A 12,734-nucleotide genomic window follows, 5' to 3' on the forward strand; every position below is an offset into this window, starting at 1 on the left:
TTGGTATACCGTCCGGCCAACCTTCCCCCGAGCGCCGAACGGATCTCCCGACGTGACGGATTCCCCTGTGCTGCCCGCGCGGCAGCCCTCCGACGCCGATGCCGGAGGCGTGCCCGACTCGGCGCCGCCCGCGGCGACTTCGGCCCCGCCCGCCATCGCCGCCCGCTCCCTGCTCGGCACGGCATGGCTGCGCATCCGGCGCAGCAAGATCGCGCTCGCCGCGCTCGCCGTGGTGGTCCTCATGATCCTTTTCGCGGCGCTCGCCCCGCTGCTCACCGCGATCGAAGGCCAGGACCCCTACACCACTCGCACCAGTCCGGACGTCCTCGACGACTACGGCACGCCAGGACTCCCGCTGTCCTACTACCGCTTCCCGTCCGCCGACCACTGGCTCGGCGTCGAACCGGGCCTCGGCCGCGACCTCTTCGCCCGCATGGCGCACGGCGCTCAGGTGTCCCTGATCATCGCACTGCTCGCGACCGCCGTCTCCGTCGTCCTAGGCACCGTGCTCGGCGCGGCCGCCGGCTACTTCGGCGGCAAGGTCGACATGGTGATCAGCCGGATCATGGACCTGTTCCTGGCCTTCCCGCACCTGCTGCTCGTACTCTCGCTCACGCCGATCCTGCAGTCCCGGCTCGGCGACACGGCGCTCGGGGACGGCAGCCTGCTGCCGATCGCCTCGCTCGTGATCATCCTCGGCTTCTTCGGCTGGGCCTATCTCGCACGCGTCGTCCGCGGCCAGGTGCTGTCCATCCGCGAGCAGGAGTTCGTCGAGGCGGCACGCGCCTACGGGGCCTCGCACCGCTCGATCATCCTGCGCCAGATCGTCCCCAACGTCATGGGCGTCGTCCTCGTCTACGCCACGATGATGATCCCCACGAACATCACCGCCGAGGCCGCGCTCTCCTTCCTCGGCGTCGGCGTGAAGGACCCCACCCCGTCGTGGGGCCAGATGCTCAACGCCGCCCAGGCCGGCAACTGGTACCTGACCGACCCCTGGTTCCTCGCCGTCCCCGCCGGCGCCCTGGTGATCACGGTCCTCGCCTTCAACCTGCTCGGCGACGCGGTCCGCGACGCCCTCGACCCCAAGTCCTCCCGTGGCTGACCCCGGGCGGCACCATCAGGAAAACCAGGAGCAGCAGTGAATCGACGCACCACAGCGGCGCTCGCCCTGGCGGCGGCCACCGGACTGACCCTCACCGCCTGCGGTGGCCCCAAGCCCGCGCCCGGCTCGGGCTCCCGCGCCCCCGCAGACGCCTTCGAGGCCGTCAAGGTCGGCGAGGGCGACACGACCCGGGGCGGCAACGTCAACGTCCTGATGTCCACCGACTTCCAGACCCTCGACCCGGGCAACAGCAACTACGTCCAGACGGCCAACGTCGGCCAGCTCTACTACCGCACCCTCACCATGGCGAAGGAGGAGGCGGGCAAGCCCCCGAAGATCGTCCCCGACCTCGCCACCGATCTCGGCAAGCGGTCCAAGGACGGACTGACCTGGACGTACACCCTGAAGAAGGGGCTCAGGTTCGAGGACGGCTCACCGATCACCGCCAAGGACGTCAAGTACGGCGTCGAGCGGACCTACGCCCGCGACGTCTACACACAGGCGCCGCAGGAACTGAACGCGGCCCTGTCCGACGACGGCTACAAGGGCCCCTACGCCAAAGGCTCCGCCGGTGACTTCAAGGGCATCGAGACGCCCGACAGCCGTACGGTCGTCTTCAGGCTGAAGCAGCCCTTCGCCGAGTTCCCCGCGCTCGTCTCGCGCTCCAACACCGCCCCCGTGCCCCGGGCGAAGGACACCAAGCTCGACTACACCAACCACCCGGTGTCCACCGGCCCGTACAAGATCAAGCACTACGACCGCGGCCGCTCCATGCAGCTCGTGCGCAACCCCGAATGGGACCCGGCGACCGACCCGAACCGCACCGCGCTGCCGGACACCTTCACCTTCAGTCTCTCCACCGCCCAGTCGACCATCAGCCAGCAACTGCTCGCCGACTCCGACGCGACGGCCCTCACCCTCGACAGCGCGGGCGGGCTCCAGGCGTCCGACGCGGCGAAGCTCGACACGGCGAACGTCGCGCGGCGAACCGCCTCCGGGCTGATCGGCTGCACCGACGTCCTGGACTTCAACACCGAGTCCATCAAGGACCCGGTCGTGCGCGAGGCGATCGCCATCGCCATCGACCGCAAGGCCATCCACCTCCAGTACGGCGGCGCCCGCTTCGGCAAGCTCACCCAGTCGTACATCAACCCCGACCAGCGCGGATACGTCACCCAGCACACGGCCCTCGCCCCGTCGGGGCAGCCGCGGGTGGCCGCGGCCAAGAAGCTCCTCAAGGGCCGCGACTACCCGAAGAAGCTCGTCTACGGGTACGCCGACGCAACGCCCCGCTACAAGAACATGGGCACCTCGCTCCAGCAGAACCTGAAGCAGATCGGCATCGACCTCGAACTGCGCGCCATCCCCGCCGCGAACTACTACACGACGCTCGCCGGCGAGAACATGCCGGACATCGCCCGCAGCGGCTGGTGCGGCGGCGCCGACAGCGGGTCGGTGCGCACGACCGTCGACCCGAATCTGGGCCCGAGCGTCGACGGCAAGTCCTTCGGCTTCTCCAACATCCCCCGCTACCACGACCCGGAGATCGCCCGCGCCATGTACGCACTGCGGGGCGAGAACGGAACGAGCGAGGACCTCGGCCGCAAGTGGGCGACGCTCTTCGACCGGGGCATGCAGGACTACCCGCTCGTCCCGCTGATCAGGAACGTCACCCGCAGCGTCGTCGGATCCCACATCCGCAACGCGCAAGTCGGTTACTTCTTCGGCTCCATCGACCTGTCGACCGTCTCTGTCGTGTCCAAGAAGGGGTGACCATGCCCGCCTTTCTGCTACGGCGTCTCGGCGCCACCGTCGTCCTGCTGATCGTCATCAGCTTCGTCACCTTCAGCCTGTTCCAGTTCGGGCCCGCCGACCCGGCCGCCGCGGCCTGCGGCCAGGAGTGCACGCCCGAACGCGTCGCCGAGGCGCGCGTCGCCCTCGGCATGGACAAGCCGTTCCTCACCCAGTACCTGACCTACATGTCCGGCCTGTTCCAAGGGCGGACGATCGGCGCGGCCGGCGCGCAGTCGCTGTGCGAGTGGCCCTGCTTCGGCAAGTCCTTCCAGACGAACGAGGACGTCACCGCAGTACTGGAACGCGCCCTGCCGTACACGGTCTCCGTCGCTGTCGGAGCGATCGTCCTGTGGACGGTCGCGGGCGTCACCCTCGGTACTCTGGCCGCGCTGCGCAAGAACAAGCTCACCGACAAGGTGATCGTCGGCGCCGCCTCCATCGGTGTGTCCCTGCCGATCCCGGTCACCGGTCTGCTCCTGCTCCTCGTCTTCGTCTCGACGTTCGGCCTGTTGCCGTTCACGACGAACGCCATCACCTCACCGTTCGGCCCCGCCGGCTTCGGCGGCTGGTTCCAGAACTATCTGCTGCCCTGGGTCGCGCTCGCCGTCCTGTTCAGCGCCCAGTACATCCGCGTCACCCGCAGCTCCATGCTGGAGACGCTCGGCGAGGACTTCATGCGCACCGCCCGCTCCAAGGGCCTGTCGAAAACCGTGATGGTCGTCCGGCACGGCGCCCGCGCCGGGCTCACCCCCGTCGTCACCATGCTCGGCCTCGACATCGGCCTGCTGCTCGGCGGCGCGGTCCTCACCGAGCAGATCTTCTCCGTCCCCGGAGTCGGCTTCACCGCCGTACGGGCCGCGCAGGCCGGCGATCTGCCCGTGACCATGGCGATCACCCTGCTCGCCGCCTTCTTCATCATCGTCGCCAATGTCGTCGTCGACGCCGTCTACGCCGTCATCGACCCGCGAGTGAGGGCCGCCTGATGTCCACCTCCACCGAGCAACCTCTGCTTCGTATAAGCGACTTGCGTGTCGCCTTCCCCACCGACGACGGACTCGTGCACGCCGTCAACGGCATGGACCTCACCCTGAACCGGGGCGAGACCCTCGGCCTCGTCGGCGAGTCCGGCTCCGGCAAGACCGTCACCAGCCAGGCGCTGATGGGCCTCCTCAAGGAGAGCCGGGCACAGGTCACCGGCGAGATACTGCTCGACGGCACCGACCTCAACTCCCTGTCCGAGGATCGGATACGGACCTGGCGTGGCAAGAAGATCGCCATGATCTTCCAGGACCCGCTCTCCGCGATGCACCCCTTCCACACCGTCGGCGCGCAGATAGCCGAGGCGTACCGCGTCCACAACAAGGTGTCGCGCAAGGCCGCACTCGCCGTCGCCGTCGACATGCTCGGCCGGGTCGGCATCCCCGACCCGAAGCGGCGGGCCGGCGCCTTCCCGCACGAGTTCTCCGGCGGCATGCGCCAGCGCGCGATGATCGCCATGGCGCTCGTCTGCGAACCCGAACTGCTCATCGCCGACGAGCCGACGACCGCTCTCGATGTCACCGTGCAGGCGCAGATCCTCGACCTGCTCGGCGAACTCCAGCAGGAGACCGGCACCGCCGTCGTCCTCGTCACCCACGACCTCGGCGTCGTCGCCGAGGTCTGCCACCACGTCGCCGTCATGTACGGCGGACAGTGCGTGGAGCGGGGCAGCGTGCGCCAGCTGTTCCGGGACCCGCGCCACCCCTACACCCAGGGCCTGCTCGCCTCCATGCCGACGCTCGGCGACAACGGCGGACGGCTGCGGCCCATCCCCGGCTTCCCGCCGTCGCTCACCTCGCTGCCCACCGGGTGTCTCTTCGCCGACCGCTGCCCGCAGACCCACCTCGTGCCCGACGGGCTGTGCCACAGCGAGCGGCCGGCCTTCATCACGGCAGAGGCGGCCGACCATCCGTCCCGGTGCCACCAGGAGCATCTCGCCGTCGCCGGGAACACCACCGGGAGCACCGTCGGCGACACCACCGAGGAGGCCGCGCGATGACCACCACCGAGCAGACCCCGCTGCTTGAGGCCGACGGCCTGACGAAGCACTTCCCGGGCAGGGGCGGCCTGATGGGCCGCGGCGGCGCCCCGATCAAGGCCGTCGACGGTGTCAGCTTCTCCGTCGGCGCGGGACAGACCCTCGGCATCGTCGGCGAGTCAGGGTGCGGGAAGTCCACCACCGGGCGGCTGCTGATGCGGCTCCTGGAACCCACCTCGGGCACCGTCCGCCTCGACGGCCGCGACATCGGCGCGATGAAGCGGGCCGAGGCACAGGAGTACCGGCGCCAGGTCCAGATGGTGTTCCAGAACCCCACCTCGTCCCTCAACCCCCGGCAGACGGTCGGCGCCGCCATCGCCGCCCCGCTGCATGCCCAGGGCATCGACCCGGCCGACGGGATCAAAACGCGCGTACGGGAACTGATGGACCGGGTGGGCCTGCGCCCCGACCACTACAACCGGTTCCCGCACGAGTTCTCCGGCGGGCAGAAACAGCGCGTCGGCATCGCCCGCGCCCTCGCGCTCGAACCGCGCCTGATCATCTGCGACGAGCCGGTCTCCGCCCTCGACGTCTCGGTCCAGGCGCAGGTCGTCAACCTCCTCCAGGACATCCAGGCCGACACCGGCGTCTCGTACCTCTTCATCGCCCACGACCTGTCCGTCGTACGGCACTTCGCCGACCGCGTCGCGGTCATGTACCTCGGCAAGGTCATGGAGAGCGGAGTGACCCGGGACGTCTTCGACCACCCCCGCCACCCCTACACCCGGGCCCTGCTCTCCGCCGTGCCCCAGCCCGACCCGGACGCCGACCGGGGCCGCAGGATGAGGCTCAGCGGAGACCTGCCCACCCCGGCGGACCCGCCCTCCGGCTGCGTGTTCCGCACGCGCTGCCCGCTGCGACCCACCCTCGGCGAGGCCGAACAGGCTCGCTGTGCGGGGGAGGTGCCGTCAGTGGCGAGCGACGAAGGACCCGCCTGCCACTTCGCCGATCGGGCCGTTGCCGCCCGCCACTGACCGAACACCGGCCGACTGACCGACAACGTAAGGAAGTTGCACCACATGCTCATCCGTGACGTCCGCCCCTGGGGCGGCGAGCGCAGTGACGTCCAGCTCGACGGCACCCGCATCGCCACGATCCGCCCGCACGACCCGGCGGCCACGCCCGCCACAGAGGTCGTCGAGGGCCGCGGCCGCCTGCTCCTGCCGGCCTTCAGCGACGTCCATGTCCACCTGGACTCCACCCGCGTCGGCCTGCCGTTCCGCCCGCACACCGGCGGCCCCGGCGTGTGGACGATGATGATGAACGACCGCGAGAACTGGCGCGACGCCGAGGTCGCCCTGCCCGAGCGGGTGGCCGGCACCCTGGAGCGCATGATCGCCCGCGGTACGACGCGGGTGCGCACGTACGCGCAGGTCGACGTGGACTGCAAGCTGGAGAAGTTCGAGGCAGTCGTCGCCGCCAAGGAGAAGTTCGGGCACCTCGCCGACGTCCAGATCATGACGTTCCCGCAGGCCGGCATCCTGCGCGAGCCCGGCACCGCCGACTACCTGGAGGCCTCGCTCAAGGCGGGCGCCGACGTGATGGGCGGCATCGACCCCTGCACTCTGGACCGTGACCCCAAGGGCCACCTCGACGTTGTCTTCGGCCTTGCCGAGAAGTACGGCGTCGAGGTCGACATCCACCTGCACGAGCCCGGCGAGCTGGGCGTCTTCTCGACGGATCTGATCCTGGAGCGGGTGCGCGCGCTCGGTATGCAGGGCAAGGTCACCATGTCGCACGCCTACGAGCTCGGCTCCGTGAACGAATCCACCAGCCGTCGCCTCATCGAGGAGTTCGCGGAGCTCGACATCGCCATGGCGACCGTCGCTCCCGCGGGCCGCGGCCAACTCTCGCTCGTCCAGCTCACCGAGGCCGGCGTCCGCGTCGGCCTCGGCGAGGACGGCCAGCGCGACTACTGGAGCCCTTACGGCAACTGCGACCTGCTCGACCGCACCTGGCAGCTCGCCTTCACCAACAACTTCCGCCGCGACGACCACATCGAGATGTGCCTCGCGGTGGCGAGCATGGGCGGCGCCTCCATCATGAGCCACGACGTCCCGCGCCTCGCCGGGGTGACCGACCGGCCGGGCCTCGCGGTCGGCGACCGCGCCGATCTGCTCCTCGTCGACGGCGAGACGCCGACCAGCGCCGTCATGGACCGCGGCACCGACCGCACGGTCCTGCACGACGGCCGGATCGTGGCGGACGGCCTCGAAGTGGTCACCGCCGCCAAGTAGGCGTCACCACCGTCATGCACGGGTCACCAACGTCATGTGGGTGACGCAAGGTGCGGGCGCGGGAACCCGGGAAATGCCCCAGGTTCCCGCTGCTGCCTTGGTCATCGGCATCGTCCCAGGTCCGGGGCCATTGTCCGCGAACCGGAGCGATCCGTATGAGCGGTGTGGACCGTTCTGTACCGCAGGCACGTTTCTGGCGAAGACCTCCGGTGTGGTGGAGCTGTCCAAGGGCTGTCCCGCAAGCCGGGGCTTCCTACCAGCGACTGGGCCTCAGTCGACGTCCCCGGGCCTGTGACCGAGTGCTGTGGCAGTCTGCCGTCATGCCGGCAGAGCTGAGAGAACACGCAGGTCGTCACTACGCCATCCAGTTCCACTACGCCTTGCCCGACGACTCCTGGGCTGTGGAACTGAGCGAGGCAGTGCCTGCGCCAGCAGCTCGGGCTGAGACGCCCAACGCGGCAACCCATCTGCCCGGGCCGGCCTTCCTGGTGGCGCTCGTCCCTGACGAGGACCCTGGTCCGGAGCCGACCGTCCGCATCTACAGCCCTGACGAGCACGTCATCCCCTACGAGATCATGCAATGGTTCATGGAGCAGGCGTCTGACCAGGTGGAACGCTGCCGCATCGCGTTCGAGCAAAGTGGACCCGAAGTGCAATGATCATGCAGTGGCTGGTGTGATCACGGCCTGGTAGCTGGGGTGTTCGGGGCCGCCCCGGGTGAGCCGGCGCAGGACCTGTTCGGCATCGGCAGTGCACAGCCGCAGGGCGGTGGTGTACTTCTCGATCTGGTCGTACTGCTGGGCGATCAGATCCCAGTTGATCGTCTTGGTGGACAGCACCGGCGCGAGGTGCGGCCACTTCTCGTCCTGCCCGGCCGTCGGCCGGTACAGCTTCGCGGAGCCGATGTTCTTCAGCCGCGGGATCAGCTTGAAGTCGAGCATGTCGGCCAAGCCGACGATGGACGCGCCGTCGGTGTCGGTGTGCTGCCGGTCAGCGTCTTCTCCCCGCCGACCACCGGGTAGATCACCCGCGTACCGTGCCGGACGGCTCGGACGGCGCCGCCTCCGCGACCCGCAGGAGCATGCCCTCCTTGGGCCGGGTCTTCTTGAGCTCGGCGCTCAGCTCCTTGTCAACCTTGCGATCCACCCTCGTGTTGATCTTCAGCACGAGGGTGGATGAACAGATCCACCAGCGAGTCGGTGATCCTCGTGGGTTTCGGGCGGCTGTTCCCGAATCTCAATACGGCGGGCTTCGGCGACACGACAAGCTCGGTGAGATGTGGCTGGCGGCCGGAGCACTGGACGAGGCAGTCGATGCACTCGACCGGGCCGACCACTTCCTAGACGCCAGTGGCCAAAGGTACGCGGAGGGCCTGCTCCTCCTGCTGCGGGCACGGCTGCTGCGCGCCCGTGACGAACCGGTCGGCGTCGTCCGGGCCGCGGCGGAGAAGGCCCGGGCACTCTCGGCCAGCCACGAGGCCCACCTGTTCGTCCGCCAGGCCGAGGTGTTCCTAGCCGAACTCGGGCGGCCCGGGGAGCCGGTGGACCCAGTCCTTCTCTCCGAGCGGGTCGGGCGCGTCACACACTGAAGTTGCTCGCCACGCAGTACAAGGGCCACCCTTGCTGCCAAAGGCAACGAGCCGTGACAGTCGAAGAGAACGAACGACCGACCAGGAGTCCTGCATGATCGAGACCGACCACCTCAAGCAGGTCGCCCCTGAAGAGCTGGGCCACCTGCGGGGCGACCCGCACGAGGCCCGGAGCGCTATCAGGAACCAGTGGTCCATTGAGTACGACCACACCGACGAACGCATCAAGGCGCTCACCCCGCTCATTGGGCCGCCCTCATGGGACGAAATCCAGATCCCGCCGCTTGAGGACGGCTCCTGCCGGCGGATCCACGCCGACCCCGACATCGAGGTCACCGTCTGCATGGAGCGGGTCAGCCAGGTGAGGGCCGGGCTCAACGCTTCAGGGAGCTCCGTATGACCGCCGCCCTGGTGGCCTTTGTCCAGGCTCGTTTCAACGAGGAGCTGGAGAAGGCCCGCTTCGCCGGCGACGTGGTGGTCGCGCAGCCCGAACGCTTCGGCGTTGAGCCCGAGGACGCCGCCAGGCACGCCCGCTTCTCCGTCGCCGCCGCCGAAGCGCGCCTCGCGCTGCTTGACGACACCGTGGTGCCGTACCTGGGAACCGCGGGGCCGGGCGGCCTGAACGCCGAATTTCAGCTTCGGCTGCTTGCCGCGCCCTACGTCGAGCACCGGGACTACCCGCACGACAAGGAACCCGCCGACCAGCCCGGGAGCCACACATGACCGCTGCCTTGGTGGCCTTCCTCCAAGCCCGTCTCGACGAGCAGGAGACAGCCGCTGTTGCCGCCGGCGGCACGAGTGAGGCCTGGCAGGCATTGGGGACGGGCGTCTACTCCGCTGCCTCTCTGGATGACGACGCCCCACCTCCAATCACTGCTGGCCCGGAAGTCGGCGGGTCCGACGAGGACGCCGCCCGCGCCAAGCACATCGCCCTGCACGACCCGGCACGGGTGTTACGTCATGTTGAGGCGACACGGGGCCTGCTGAAGCACTACACGGCGCCCGAGAGGAGTGAAGGGCCTCCGGACGCGTTCAACCGCTACGCGGCCAGCATGCAACGCATGGCCGTCGACATGGCAGTGCGGCACCTCGCGCAGGCGCATGCCGACCACCCGGACTATCAGTCCGAGTGGCGCCCATAGGCACAGTCGCCGCGATCCCCGCGCCACTGGCACGGGGGTCGTTGCGGACTCCGCGTACGGAAGGAGCACCGACAGCTCCGGGCTGAATCCACAGATTCGTGAACCATTGATCGCCGGAGCAAAAGGCGCCAAGGCTGCGGTAGTCGTACGTCAGCAGGGCCCTTGGACGGAGGCGCGGGCACCGGTTTCTCGACCTCGGTCGTGGTGGCCAGCGAGCCACCGACGAAGATGCTGCTACCGAGGATCAGAGGCCTGAGCTGGGCGCGGGCGGCGTAGAGGGCAGCGGGTGTATCCGGCGGGGCCGGATCCGATGGTGACGACGTCGCGTATCGCGCTCACGCCGTCTGCTCCGGGGCGAGTTCAGCGATCAGGCCCTCGATCAGGGTCTTGATCTCGTCGCGGATCGGGCGGACCGCCTCGACGCCCTGACCGGCCGGGTCCTCGAGAGTCCAGTCGAGGTAGCGCTTACCGGGGAAGACGGGGCAGGTGTCGCCGCAGCCCATCGTGATGCAGACGTCCGACTCGCGGACCGCGTCGACGGTGAGGACCTTCGGGGTTTCGGCGGAGATGTCGATGCCGACTTCGGCCATGGCCTCGACGGCGGCCGGGTTGACCTGGTCGCCGGGGTCGGATCCTGCGGAACGCACCTCGACTCGGTCGCCGGCCAGGTGGCTCAGCCACGCGGCGGCCATCTGTGAGCGGCCGGCGTTGTGGACACAGACGAACAGGACGGACGGCTTGTCGGCCATGGTGATCGTTCTCTCTCGTCGCATGGCGGAACCCAGCCGCCGATGACTTCAACCCCCGCTGGTAACAGCGAGCGATGATGTGAGAGTATCAGCGCATGCTGACTTCAGTCGATCCTGATGTGATCCGGGTGCTGGGCGATCCGCTCCGCCTCAGGATCGTGACCCTGCTGGCGCGCGAGACGCTCTGCACGACTCACCTGGTCGAGGAGACCGGAGCGAAGCAGACCAACCTGTCCAACCACATGAAGGTCCTGCGCGAGGCGGGCGTGGTGGAGACCGAGCCCTGCGGGCGCTTCACCTACTACAAGCTCAAGCCCGAGGTCCTGGCCGGGCTCTCCGAGCAGTTCGCGGCACTGGCCGACTCCGCCCGGACCGCTGCCGAGAACAAGAGGGCCTGCCCGTGAGCTCCACCGAGCCCATCACCTCCCCCGCTCCGGTCGGCGATGGGGACGACTCGATCGTCAAGAAGCTCTCCACCCTCGACCGCTACCTCGCGGTGTGGATCCTGCTCGCCATGGCCGTCGGCCTCGGCCTCGGCCGCCTCGTCCCGGGAATGAACGACGCGCTGGCAAGAATCGAGATCGGCGGGATCTCCCTGCCGATCGCGCTCGGCCTGCTGGTCATGATGTACCCGGTCCTCGCAAAGGTCCGCTACGACCGGCTCGACCGCGTCACCAGTGACCGCAAGCTGCTGATCTCCTCGCTGGTCATCAACTGGATCGTCGGACCGGCGGTGATGTTCGCCCTGGCGTGGATCTTCCTGCCGGATCTGCCCGAGTACCGCACCGGCCTGATCATCGTCGGCCTGGCCCGCTGCATCGCCATGGTCATCATCTGGAACGACCTCGCCTGCGGCGACCGCGAAGCAGCCGCCGTCCTCGTCGCCCTCAACTCGGTCTTCCAGGTCATCGCCTTCGGTCTGCTCGGCTGGTTCTACCTCGACCTGCTGCCACGCTGGATGAACCTCGGCGACGGCCAGGGCCTGGACGTGTCCGTCTGGCACATCGCCCTGAACGTCGTCATCTTCCTCGGCATCCCGCTGCTCGCCGGATTCCTCACCCGCCGCATCGGCGAACGGAAGATGGGCCGCAGCGGCTACGAGGCGAAGTTCCTGCCGAAGATCGGACCCTGGGCCCTGTACGGGCTGCTGTTCACGATCGTCATTCTCTTCGCTCTGCAGGGCAAGACCATCACCTCGCAGCCGCTGGACGTCGTACGGATCGCCCTGCCGCTGCTGGTCTACTTCGCGATCATGTTCTTCGGCACGTTCCTTCTCGGCAAGCGCCTCGGCCTGGCCTATGACCGGACCACGACCCTGGCGTTCACGGCTGCGGGCAACAACTTCGAGCTGGCCATCGCCGTCGCCATCGCCACCTTCGGCGTCACCTCCGGACAGGCCCTGTCCGGCGTCGTCGGACCGCTCATCGAAGTCCCCGTACTGATCGGCCTGGTGTACGTCGCGCTCGCCTGGCGCAAGAAGTTCGCCCCCGACGCGGTGACCACGGCCCCGTGACGCAGCATGTGGGTGTGGTGGTGGTCGGCGGCGGCCGAGCTGGACTCGCCGCCGGCTACCACCTGCGCCGCCGGGGCCTCGAAAACGTCATCCTGGACGCCGGCACGGCGCCGGGCGGGTCCTGGCAGAACATGTGGAACTCACTGCACCTGTTCTCCCCCGCGGAGCACTCTTCGCTGCCCGGACGGCTCATGCCCTCCCAAGCCGGCGCGACCTACCCGGATGCCGGACACGTGGTGGACCACCTCTCCGACTACGAGAAGCGCTACGACCTGCCCGTCCAGCACGGCACCCGCGTGGACGCCGTACACCGCGACGGCGACCGGCTCCTGGCCGAGACCGACTCCGGCACCTGGCGGGCGAAGGCGGTCATCAGTGCCACCGGCACCTGGTCGCGGCCCTTCCTGGCGCGGCGAAGCGGTGCTCGGGCAATTTCGCGGCGTCGAACACGTCCCACGACGGTGGACCGGTCTCGAAGGTGGTGTCGCCCTCGTCAAGCCTGCCTGCCAGATCGCCAGCAGTTGCTCGG

At 68.9% G+C, this 12,734-nt stretch carries 15 protein-coding genes and 3 pseudogenes; 14 read left to right on the forward strand and 4 right to left on the reverse strand.

The window, feature by feature from the left end:
• The first annotated feature begins 67 nt into the window (after positions 1 to 67).
• The 7 genes from HED23_RS15885 (at position 68) to HED23_RS15915 (ending at position 7,872) form a co-directional block, all read left to right on the forward strand.
• Entirely contained in the window at positions 68 to 1,105 is a 1,038-nt protein-coding gene (locus HED23_RS15885; RefSeq protein WP_203187507.1) for an ABC transporter permease subunit, read from the forward strand.
• 36 nt (positions 1,106 to 1,141) lie between these two features.
• A complete protein-coding gene (locus HED23_RS15890) occupies positions 1,142 to 2,878 on the forward strand; it encodes an ABC transporter substrate-binding protein (protein ID WP_203184055.1) in 1,737 nt (578 codons plus the stop codon).
• 2 nt (positions 2,879 to 2,880) lie between these two features.
• Entirely contained in the window at positions 2,881 to 3,882 is a 1,002-nt protein-coding gene (locus HED23_RS15895; RefSeq protein WP_238441981.1) for an ABC transporter permease, read from the forward strand.
• A complete protein-coding gene (locus HED23_RS15900; protein ID WP_203184057.1) occupies positions 3,882 to 4,937 on the forward strand; it encodes an ABC transporter ATP-binding protein in 1,056 nt (351 codons plus the stop codon). Before HED23_RS15895 ends, HED23_RS15900 begins: the two co-directional genes overlap by 1 nt.
• The gene (locus HED23_RS15905) at positions 4,934 to 5,950 is read left to right on the forward strand and encodes an ABC transporter ATP-binding protein (RefSeq protein ID WP_203184058.1); all 1,017 of its coding nucleotides are present in this window, start codon (positions 4,934 to 4,936) and stop codon (positions 5,948 to 5,950) included. The genes HED23_RS15900 and HED23_RS15905 overlap by 4 nt, the downstream gene beginning before the upstream one ends.
• A 45-nt stretch (positions 5,951 to 5,995) precedes the next feature.
• Complete coding sequence (locus HED23_RS15910; protein ID WP_203184059.1) at positions 5,996 to 7,213, forward strand: amidohydrolase; 1,218 nt, start codon at positions 5,996 to 5,998, stop codon at positions 7,211 to 7,213.
• A gap of 320 nt (positions 7,214 to 7,533) precedes the next feature.
• A complete protein-coding gene (locus tag HED23_RS15915; RefSeq protein ID WP_203184060.1) occupies positions 7,534 to 7,872 on the forward strand; it encodes a hypothetical protein in 339 nt (112 codons plus the stop codon).
• On the opposite strand, the pseudogene HED23_RS15920 reads toward HED23_RS15915, so the two are convergent.
• Both HED23_RS15920 and HED23_RS35700 read right to left on the reverse strand, forming a co-directional pair.
• Positions 7,873 to 8,199, reverse strand: a pseudogene (locus HED23_RS15920) (Tn3 family transposase); the annotation flags it as partial.
• A gap of 37 nt (positions 8,200 to 8,236) precedes the next feature.
• Entirely contained in the window at positions 8,237 to 8,359 is a 123-nt protein-coding gene (locus HED23_RS35700; protein WP_274383026.1) for a hypothetical protein, read from the reverse strand.
• Positions 8,360 to 8,489: 130 nt separating this feature from the next.
• Between HED23_RS35700 and HED23_RS15925 the strand changes: the two genes are divergently transcribed.
• The 4 genes from HED23_RS15925 (at position 8,490) to HED23_RS15940 (ending at position 9,943) form a co-directional block, all read left to right on the forward strand.
• Positions 8,490 to 8,801: a hypothetical protein gene (locus HED23_RS15925; RefSeq protein WP_203184061.1), complete on the forward strand. Its 312-nt coding sequence runs from the start codon at positions 8,490 to 8,492 to the stop codon at positions 8,799 to 8,801.
• Between the two features lie 94 nt (positions 8,802 to 8,895).
• Positions 8,896 to 9,201, forward strand: coding sequence for a hypothetical protein (locus tag HED23_RS15930; RefSeq protein WP_203184062.1), 306 nt, complete (start codon positions 8,896 to 8,898; stop codon positions 9,199 to 9,201).
• Positions 9,198 to 9,524: a DUF6221 family protein gene (locus HED23_RS15935; protein ID WP_203184063.1), complete on the forward strand. Its 327-nt coding sequence runs from the start codon at positions 9,198 to 9,200 to the stop codon at positions 9,522 to 9,524. Before HED23_RS15930 ends, HED23_RS15935 begins: the two co-directional genes overlap by 4 nt.
• On the forward strand, positions 9,521 to 9,943 hold the full coding sequence (locus HED23_RS15940; protein ID WP_203184064.1) for a DUF6221 family protein: 423 nt from the start codon (positions 9,521 to 9,523) through the stop codon (positions 9,941 to 9,943). Before HED23_RS15935 ends, HED23_RS15940 begins: the two co-directional genes overlap by 4 nt.
• 188 nt (positions 9,944 to 10,131) lie before the next feature.
• On the opposite strand, the pseudogene HED23_RS35150 reads toward HED23_RS15940, so the two are convergent.
• Both HED23_RS35150 and HED23_RS15945 read right to left on the reverse strand, forming a co-directional pair.
• A pseudogene (locus HED23_RS35150) lies at positions 10,132 to 10,282 on the reverse strand (FAD-dependent oxidoreductase); the annotation flags it as partial.
• Complete coding sequence (locus tag HED23_RS15945; protein ID WP_203187509.1) at positions 10,279 to 10,692, reverse strand: arsenate reductase ArsC; 414 nt, start codon at positions 10,690 to 10,692, stop codon at positions 10,279 to 10,281. The gene HED23_RS15945 and the pseudogene HED23_RS35150, both read right to left, overlap by 4 nt.
• A gap of 95 nt (positions 10,693 to 10,787) precedes the next feature.
• On the opposite strand from HED23_RS15945, the gene HED23_RS15950 reads away from it, so the two are divergent.
• The 3 genes and pseudogenes from HED23_RS15950 to HED23_RS15960 all read left to right on the forward strand — a co-directional run.
• Positions 10,788 to 11,096 carry an ArsR/SmtB family transcription factor gene (locus HED23_RS15950; protein WP_203184065.1) on the forward strand — a complete coding sequence of 103 codons (309 nt, stop codon included), beginning with the start codon at positions 10,788 to 10,790 and terminating at the stop codon, positions 11,094 to 11,096.
• Positions 11,093 to 12,205, forward strand: a complete 1,113-nt coding sequence (gene arsB, locus HED23_RS15955; RefSeq protein ID WP_203184066.1) for an ACR3 family arsenite efflux transporter — start codon at positions 11,093 to 11,095, stop codon at positions 12,203 to 12,205. The genes HED23_RS15950 and arsB overlap by 4 nt, the downstream gene beginning before the upstream one ends.
• A pseudogene (locus HED23_RS15960) lies at positions 12,202 to 12,651 on the forward strand (NAD(P)-binding domain-containing protein); the annotation flags it as partial. The gene arsB and the pseudogene HED23_RS15960, both read left to right, overlap by 4 nt.
• Positions 12,652 to 12,734: the final 83 nt, after the last annotated feature.

The organism is Streptomyces pratensis (assembly GCF_016804005.1).
GTDB lineage: Bacteria > Actinomycetota > Actinomycetes > Streptomycetales > Streptomycetaceae > Streptomyces > Streptomyces pratensis_A.

Bases quoted from the DNA above. Each gene is read 5' to 3' on its own strand.
- HED23_RS15895 (WP_238441981.1), top strand. From the start codon at position 2,881: ATGCCCGCCTTTCTGCTACGGCGTCTCGGCGCCACCGTCGTCCTGCTG.
- HED23_RS15900 (WP_203184057.1), top strand. From the start codon at position 3,882: ATGTCCACCTCCACCGAGCAACCTCTGCTTCGTATAAGCGACTTGCGT.
- HED23_RS15905 (WP_203184058.1), top strand. From the start codon at position 4,934: ATGACCACCACCGAGCAGACCCCGCTGCTTGAGGCCGACGGCCTGACG.
- HED23_RS15910 (WP_203184059.1), top strand. From the start codon at position 5,996: ATGCTCATCCGTGACGTCCGCCCCTGGGGCGGCGAGCGCAGTGACGTC.
- HED23_RS15915 (WP_203184060.1), top strand. From the start codon at position 7,534: ATGCCGGCAGAGCTGAGAGAACACGCAGGTCGTCACTACGCCATCCAG.
- HED23_RS15925 (WP_203184061.1), top strand. From the start codon at position 8,490: ATGTGGCTGGCGGCCGGAGCACTGGACGAGGCAGTCGATGCACTCGAC.
- HED23_RS15930 (WP_203184062.1), top strand. From the start codon at position 8,896: ATGATCGAGACCGACCACCTCAAGCAGGTCGCCCCTGAAGAGCTGGGC.
- HED23_RS15935 (WP_203184063.1), top strand. From the start codon at position 9,198: ATGACCGCCGCCCTGGTGGCCTTTGTCCAGGCTCGTTTCAACGAGGAG.
- HED23_RS15940 (WP_203184064.1), top strand. From the start codon at position 9,521: ATGACCGCTGCCTTGGTGGCCTTCCTCCAAGCCCGTCTCGACGAGCAG.
- HED23_RS15945 (WP_203187509.1), bottom strand. From the start codon at position 10,692: ATGGCCGACAAGCCGTCCGTCCTGTTCGTCTGTGTCCACAACGCCGGC.
- HED23_RS15950 (WP_203184065.1), top strand. From the start codon at position 10,788: ATGCTGACTTCAGTCGATCCTGATGTGATCCGGGTGCTGGGCGATCCG.